This window comes from Amaricoccus sp., assembly GCF_017995835.1.
In the GTDB taxonomy this organism is placed as follows: Bacteria; Pseudomonadota; Alphaproteobacteria; order Rhodobacterales; family Rhodobacteraceae; genus Amaricoccus.
The window spans coordinates 1-6272 of the sequence record NZ_JAGOID010000135.1 but is presented as its reverse complement, the minus strand read 5'-3'; the positions used below and the strand labels follow the sequence as shown (position 1 = coordinate 6272).

The window sequence follows — 6272 nt, the reverse complement described above, 5'->3', positions numbered from 1 at the left end:
GCTGGCCGGTGCGGGCGAGCGCGGCCCAGTCGAGATCCTCCGGCGTGCCGGCCGCGTGCCCGGTGGCGAGGATCAGCGCCTTGGAGACACCGCGCTTGGTCGCCGGGATCCGCGCATCGGCCAGCGCGCCGAAGGCCGAGGTTACCCCCGGCAATACCCGGAACGGCACGCCCGCGCGGGCGAGCGCCAGCGCCTCGTCCCCGCCCCGGCCGAAGATGTTGGGGTCCCCGCCCTTCAGGCGCAAGACGCGATCGCCGCGGCGCGCGAGCGTGATCATCATGGTGTTGATTGCCTCCTGCGGGGTCGAGGGCTGGCCCCGGCGCTTGCCCACGAAACGCAACTCCGCGCCCTCGGCGGCGCGGAGCGCGGCGGGATCGACCAGCGCGTCATAGACAACCGCGTCGGCCTGGGACAGCGCGGCGATCACCTCGAGCGTCAGGCAACCGAGGCTGCCCGGCCCGGCGCCCGCGAGCCAGACCTGCCCGGGCTCGAACGGCGGGAAGCTCGGCGCGAGACGGCCGACCGCGGCGCCGAGATCACCCTTCAAGACCCACCCTCCCCCGGAAGCGCCGCTGATAGCCGGCGTCATAGAGCGCGCTCTCGCGAAAATCCGTCGCGGCGAGACCGGGTCCGACGAGGATCAGCGCCGTTCGGTCGATCGGCTCGGTGGCGGCGAGCGCGGCCTCGATGTCGCCAAGGGTGCCACGCACCACCCGCTCCTCGGGCCAGGAGGCGCGCGCCACCACGGCCACGGGACACTCCGCCCCATAGAGCGGCGTCAGTTCGGCGACGACCCGCGGCAGGGCGTGGATCGCGAGATGAATGGCGAGCGTCGCGCCGGTCGCGCCGAACCGCGCGAGCGTCTCGCCGCCCGGCATGGCCGAGGCGCGACCCGAAACGCGGGTCAGCACCAGGCTCTGCGCCACTTCCGGGATGGTCAGCTCGCGCCCGAGCGCGGCGGCGGCGGCGGCGAAGGCCGGGACGCCCGGGGTCAGCGTATAGGGAATGGCATGGCGTTCCAGCCGGCGGATCTGCTCGGCCACCGCGCTCCAGATCGAGAGGTCGCCCGACTGGAGCCGGGCAACGTCGAGGCCGGCGGCGTGCGCGGCGACATATTCGGCTTCGATCTCGTCGAGCGACATCGGCGCGGTATCGACGCGCCGGGTTCCTTGCGCGCAATGGACGAGGATCTCGGGCGGGATGATCGACCCCGCATAGAGGCAGACCGGGCAGCGCGCGATGAGATCGCGCCCGCGCAGGGTCAGAAGGTCGGGCGCGCCCGGCCCGGCGCCGATGAAATGAACGGTCACGAAGCCTCTCCTTCGGCAAGGGCGCAGGTCACCGGGCCGAGCACGAGTCGCGGCCCGAGCAGCCGCGCCCCCGGCCCCGCCGCGGCCAGCGCCGCCGCCTCCGACGCCGAGCCCGTCCCGGTCGCGGCCAGCGAGGCGGCGGACCGCGTCAACATGCCGGGGGCATCGCCCGCCGGTTCGGCGATCAGGAGCGGCAGCCCGAGCCGCGCGGCCGCCTCGGCGATCCCGGTCTCGCCGCGCTTGCGATCGAGCGCCGCCAGCGCGTCGAGCCGCGCGAGGCCATGCCGCGCCCGCGCCGCCGCGATCGCCGCGAGCACCTCCTCCGCCGTCGCGCCGCGGCGGCAACCGATCCCGGCGACGGTCATGGCTTCACCCAGGACCACTGCGCCACCGGCATCGACGGGCGCCAGGCGGTCATGCCGCCCACCGGCGCGGCCCGCGCCACCGCGATACTGGCGAGATCGCCCCCGAGCCGCCCCGCGACCGCCGTCAGCAGCGCCTGCGTTTCCAGCGTCACCGCGTTCGCCACGATCCGCCCGCCGGACCCGAGCGCCGCCAGGGCGGCGTCGAGCACGCCGGGATCGGTCGCGCCGCCGCCGAGAAAGATCGCGTCCGGTCGGGGCAGACCCGCGAGCGCCGCCGGCGCGGCGCCCTCCACCACCGCGAGGGCCGGCGTGCCCAGAGCCGCGGCGTTGCGCCCGATGCGCGCCGCCCGGTCCGCCCGCGCCTCGATGGCAATGGCGCGGAGCGAGGGATGGCGCAACATCCAGTCGATGGCGACCGAGCCCGCGCCCGCGCCCACATCCCACAGGAGTTCGCCGCGACGGGGCCCGAGCGCGGCCAGCGTCACCGCGCGGACCTCGCGCTTGGTGATCTGCCCGTCATGCTCGAACAGCGCCTCGTCGAGCCCGGCCAGCGGCAGGACGCGCGCGCCCGGGCCGGCGACGACCTCGATGCCGAGCAGGTTGAGCGGCGCGCAGGGGGTTCCGTCCGCGCCCAGCGCCGCGGCCGTCGCCTCGCGGCGCCGCTCCTCCGGGCCGCCCAGCGCCTCGAGGACATGAAGGCGCGACGGCCCGAAGCCCGCCTCGGTCAGCAGCCGCGCGATCTCGCCCGGAGCCGCGCCATCCGAGGTCAGGGCAAGGATCCGCGTTCCGGGATGCAGCAGCGGCCGGAGATGGCCGAGCACCCGCCCGTGCAGCGAGATCGTCTCGACCTCCTGGAGCGGCCAGCCGAGCCGGGCGGCGGCGAGGGCGAAGGCCGAGGCGGCGGGTATGACCTCCATCTCGTCCGCCCCGACCCCGCGGGCCAGCGTCGCACCCACGCCATGCAGGAACGGATCGCCCGAGGCGAGGACACAGACCCGCCGGCCGCGCCAGGCGACGACCTCGGCCATCGCCGCGTCGAAGGGGCTCGGCCACGTCCGCGCCTCGCCCCGGATCAGCGGCGCCGCCAGCGCCAGATGCCGGCGGCCGCCGAACACGACCTCGGCCTCCGACACCAGCCGCCGCGCGGCCGCGCCGAGGCCGTCCGCCCCGTCCTCGCCGATTCCGACGATGGCGAGCCACTTTGGCTTTGTCGCGGCGGGCGCGGGATTGCTAGAAGGCAACATGCGCGTTCCCGTTCGAATTCTGGTTCTCGGCGGCACCGGCGAGGCGCGGGTGCTTGCCACCCGCCTCGCGGCCCGGCCTGGCGTCGTGGTCACGCTTTCGCTCGCCGGCCGCACGCGCGATCCGGCGGTTCCCGATTGCGCGGTGCGGATCGGCGGCTTCGGCGGCGCCGAAGGCCTCGCGCGGGCCCTTGGCGCGGTCGACATCCTCGTCGATGCGACCCATCCCTTCGCCCGTCACATCTCGGCGAATGCCGAGGCGGCGAGCAGCGCGACCGGCACGCCGCTCGTCACGCTCGAGCGTCCGCCCTGGCAGGCGGTTCCCGGCGACCGATGGATCCGCGTTGGCGACATGTCGGCCGCCGCGGCCGCGCTCGGCGCCGCGCCGCGTCGCGTCTTCCTCGCCATCGGCCGGCAGGAGGCGGGCGCCTTTCGCGCCGCCCCCGGCCACGCCTATCTCTTGCGCAGCGTCGAGCCGGTCGCGCCGGGCGACCTGCCGCCGGGCGCCGAGACCCTGCTCGCCCGCGGCCCTTTCCCCGAAGCGGCGGAGCGCGCCCTCCTCGCGGAGCGTGGCATCGAAATCCTCGTCGCCAAGAACAGCGGCGGCGCGGCGACCTACGGCAAGATCGCCGCGGCCCGCGGCCTCGGCCTGCCGGTCGTGCTCGTCGATCGCGCCGCGCGCCCCTGCGCCGCCGCGACGGTCGAGGAGGTTCTGGCCCGCCTCGATCATCTCACCGCCCCGGTCATCTCGCCGCCCCGGTCCACCGCCCCTTCGGCGAAACGCGGCGTATAGACGAGCGGCGGCAGCCCCTCGCGCGGGATGATCCGCGTCGCCGGCGAGCCGACGATGACGCAGGTCGCCATATCCGCCATCCCCGCCTCGGCCCGGGCCAGCGGTGTCACGGCGATGCGCTCGTCCTCCCGCCCCGCCGCCCGGCCGAAGACCACGAGGCCGGTGCCGGGCAGGACCTCGCGCAGGATCTCGAAGGCGCGGTCGAGCTGCCACGGCCGGGCGCGGCTGACCGGATTGTAGAGCGCGATGACAAAGCCCGCCGTCGCCACCGCGCGCAGGCGCGCCTCGACCACCGCCCAGGGCTTCAGATTGTCGCTGAGCGAAATGGCGCAGAAATCATGCCCGAGCGGGGCGCCGCAGCGCGCGGCGACCGCCAGCATCGCCGTCACCCCCGGCACCACGGCGATTTCGAGCGCCCGCCAGGCCGGCGGCCCCGCCTCGACGGCCTCGCAGACGGCGGCGGCCATGGCGAAGACCCCGGGATCGCCGCCGGAAACCACGGCGACGCGCCGGCCCGCGGCCGCGAGCGCCAGCGCCGCGCGGGCGCGACCCAATTCCTCGCGATTGTCCGAGACATGCGCCACCTGCCCCGCCCGCGGTGCAACCCGCGCGAGATAGGGTCCGTAGCCGAAGAGATCGGATGCCTCCGCCACCGCCTCGGCCGCCTCGGGCGTGACCTGTCCGGCGCTGCCCGGCCCGAGGCCCACCACGGTCAGGCGCCCGCTCATGGCCTGTCCTCCCAACCCGGAACCAGCACGATCGAGAAATAGGGCGCCACGTCGTCGTCCTTGTCGGCCAGCGGCGTCGACCAGGTCCGTTCCATCGTGCCCCGCTCGACATAGACGGCGCGGTCGAGCTTGCCGGTCGCCGCCAGCGCCCGGCGGATGCGCGGCAAGTTGCGCCCGACCTTCATGATGACGCTCGCCGGACTGTCGGCGATCCGCCGCGCCAGCTCGCCCTCCTCCAGCGTGCCGGGCAGCACGGTCAGCACATCGTCGCCTTAGACCAGCGGCAGGCCGGCCTGGCTCCAGCAGCCCGACATGGCCGTGACCCCGGGGATCACCTCCGCCGGCCAGCGCGGCGCGAGACGGACATGCAGATGCATGTAGGACCCGTAGAACAGCGGATCGCCCTCGCTGAGCACCGCGACCGTGCGCCCCGCGGCGAGATGCGCCTCGACCGCCGCCGCCGCCGCCGCGTAGAAACCGCCGACCGCCTCGGCATAGCGCGCGTCCCGCCACGGGATCTCGGTCGTCACCGGATAGAGGAGCGGCAGTTCCACCGCGCCCGGCCTCAGGAAGCCTTCGACCGTGCGCCGGGCATTGCCGGCGCGACCGGCCTTGGCGAAATGCGCCACCACATCGGCGGCTGCCAGCGCCTTCACCGCCTTCAGCGTCAACAGCTCCGGATCGCCCGGCCCGGTGCCGACGCCGATCAGCCGTCCACCACCCGCCGCTTCGGTCATAGCCCGGCCCTCGCCAGGGCGTTCACCGCCGCGGCGGTCATGGCGCTGCCGCCGAGGCGCCCGAGCACCACCGCGTGGGGCAGGTCCGTCGCCGCCAGCGCGTCCTTCGATTCCGCCGCGCCAACGAAGCCCACGGGCATCCCGATCACCGCGGCTGGCCGAGGGGCGCCGGCCGCGATCATGTCGATGAGGTGAAAGAGCGCGGTCGGAGCATTGCCGATCGCCACCACCGCCCCCTCCAGCCGGTCCCGCCAGAGCTCCAGCGCCGCCGCCGAGCGCGTGGTGCCGAGTTCGGCCGCCAGGTCCGGGGTGCGCGGATCGCGCAGCGCGCAGATCACCTCGTTCGCCGCCGGCAGCCGCGCCCGCGTCACGCCATGCGCGACCATCTCGGCGTCGCACAGGATCGGCGCCCCCGCCCGCAGCGCCGCCCGCGCGCCCGCGACAAAGCCCGGCGAGAAGCGAAAGTCGCGCGCCGCCTCGACCAGGCCGCAGGCATGGATCATGCGGACGGCGACATCGGCCTCCTCCTCGGAGAAGCGCGACAGGTCGGCCTCGTCGCGGATGATCGCAAAGGAGCGGCGGTAGATCGCATCTCCGTCGCGGATATAATCGTGCACGTTCATTCCAGCACCTCCAGCCGCGACAGCGTCTCGCGCAGCGCGGCGGGAACGGCAAGCCCTTCTCCGGTCACCACCGCGCCTTCCGGCGTCCCGACGAGCGTGATCGCCGGCCCCGCCGGCTGCGCGCAGCGCTTGGCGCAGCCCGAGACATGCAGGGTAGCGCCCGCCGGCGGGGCGATCCCGGCCAGCCGCGCGGCGATGGCGCGCGCCGGCAGAAAGGCCGCGGCGCAGGCCGGCGCCCCGGCACAGGCCGCGATGCCGAGCCGGGGGTCGTCCGGCTCGGTCACGAAGCCGAGCGCCCGCGCCGCCGCCAGCAGCCGCGCATCCTGCTCTTCCGACAGCCCGACGAAGACCAGCGCCCGCCCCGCCGCGGGCCGGACGGCGGACGCCGCGTCCGCCGCCTCGGCCAGCGCGCCGAGCGCCGACGCGTCGGTCTGGCCAAAGGCCGGGGCGACGCCGCGCGCCACCGCCCCACCCA

General features: G+C 75.4%; 9 protein-coding genes and 1 pseudogene. 1 reads left to right on the top strand and 9 read right to left on the bottom strand.

Annotated elements, in window-relative coordinates:
• The 4 genes from cobA to cbiE form a co-directional block, all read right to left on the bottom strand.
• Nucleotides 1-547 (bottom strand): uroporphyrinogen-III C-methyltransferase (cobA, locus tag KBA23_RS15060; RefSeq protein WP_290742552.1); only part of this gene is annotated, 547 nt, incomplete at its 3' end.
• Nucleotides 537-1310 (bottom strand): precorrin-4 C(11)-methyltransferase, encoded by a 774-nt coding sequence (cobM, locus tag KBA23_RS15055; protein ID WP_290742549.1) that lies wholly within the window; start codon nucleotides 1308-1310, stop codon nucleotides 537-539. The genes cobM and cobA, both read right to left, overlap by 11 nt.
• Nucleotides 1307-1675: a cobalamin biosynthesis protein gene (locus KBA23_RS15050; RefSeq protein ID WP_290742546.1), complete on the bottom strand. Its 369-nt coding sequence runs from the start codon at nucleotides 1673-1675 to the stop codon at nucleotides 1307-1309. Before KBA23_RS15050 ends, cobM begins: the two co-directional genes overlap by 4 nt.
• The gene (gene cbiE, locus KBA23_RS15045) at nucleotides 1672-2919 is read right to left on the bottom strand and encodes a precorrin-6y C5,15-methyltransferase (decarboxylating) subunit CbiE (RefSeq protein ID WP_290742543.1); all 1248 of its coding nucleotides are present in this window, start codon (nucleotides 2917-2919) and stop codon (nucleotides 1672-1674) included. The genes KBA23_RS15050 and cbiE overlap by 4 nt, the downstream gene beginning before the upstream one ends.
• On the opposite strand from cbiE, the gene KBA23_RS15040 reads away from it, so the two are divergent.
• Nucleotides 2918-3709: a cobalt-precorrin-6A reductase gene (locus tag KBA23_RS15040; protein WP_290742540.1), complete on the top strand. Its 792-nt coding sequence runs from the start codon at nucleotides 2918-2920 to the stop codon at nucleotides 3707-3709. The two genes, cbiE and KBA23_RS15040, sit on opposite strands and share 2 nt — an antisense overlap.
• Here the strand turns inward: KBA23_RS15040 and KBA23_RS15035 are convergent.
• The 5 genes and pseudogenes from KBA23_RS15035 to KBA23_RS15020 form a co-directional block, all read right to left on the bottom strand.
• Nucleotides 3643-4437, bottom strand: coding sequence for a precorrin-3B C(17)-methyltransferase (locus tag KBA23_RS15035; protein ID WP_290742536.1), 795 nt, complete (start codon nucleotides 4435-4437; stop codon nucleotides 3643-3645). The genes KBA23_RS15040 and KBA23_RS15035 overlap by 67 nt on opposite strands.
• Nucleotides 4434-4700 (bottom strand): hypothetical protein, encoded by a 267-nt coding sequence (locus KBA23_RS16900; RefSeq protein WP_366935323.1) that lies wholly within the window; start codon nucleotides 4698-4700, stop codon nucleotides 4434-4436. The genes KBA23_RS15035 and KBA23_RS16900 overlap by 4 nt, the downstream gene beginning before the upstream one ends.
• 9 nt (nucleotides 4701-4709) lie before the next feature.
• Nucleotides 4710-5174, bottom strand: a complete 465-nt coding sequence (locus tag KBA23_RS16895) for an SAM-dependent methyltransferase (RefSeq protein WP_366935322.1) — start codon at nucleotides 5172-5174, stop codon at nucleotides 4710-4712.
• A complete protein-coding gene (locus KBA23_RS15025) occupies nucleotides 5171-5791 on the bottom strand; it encodes a precorrin-8X methylmutase (protein ID WP_366935324.1) in 621 nt (206 codons plus the stop codon). Before KBA23_RS15025 ends, KBA23_RS16895 begins: the two co-directional genes overlap by 4 nt.
• A 2-nt stretch (nucleotides 5792-5793) precedes the next feature.
• A pseudogene (locus KBA23_RS15020) lies at nucleotides 5794-6272 on the bottom strand (hypothetical protein); the annotation flags it as partial.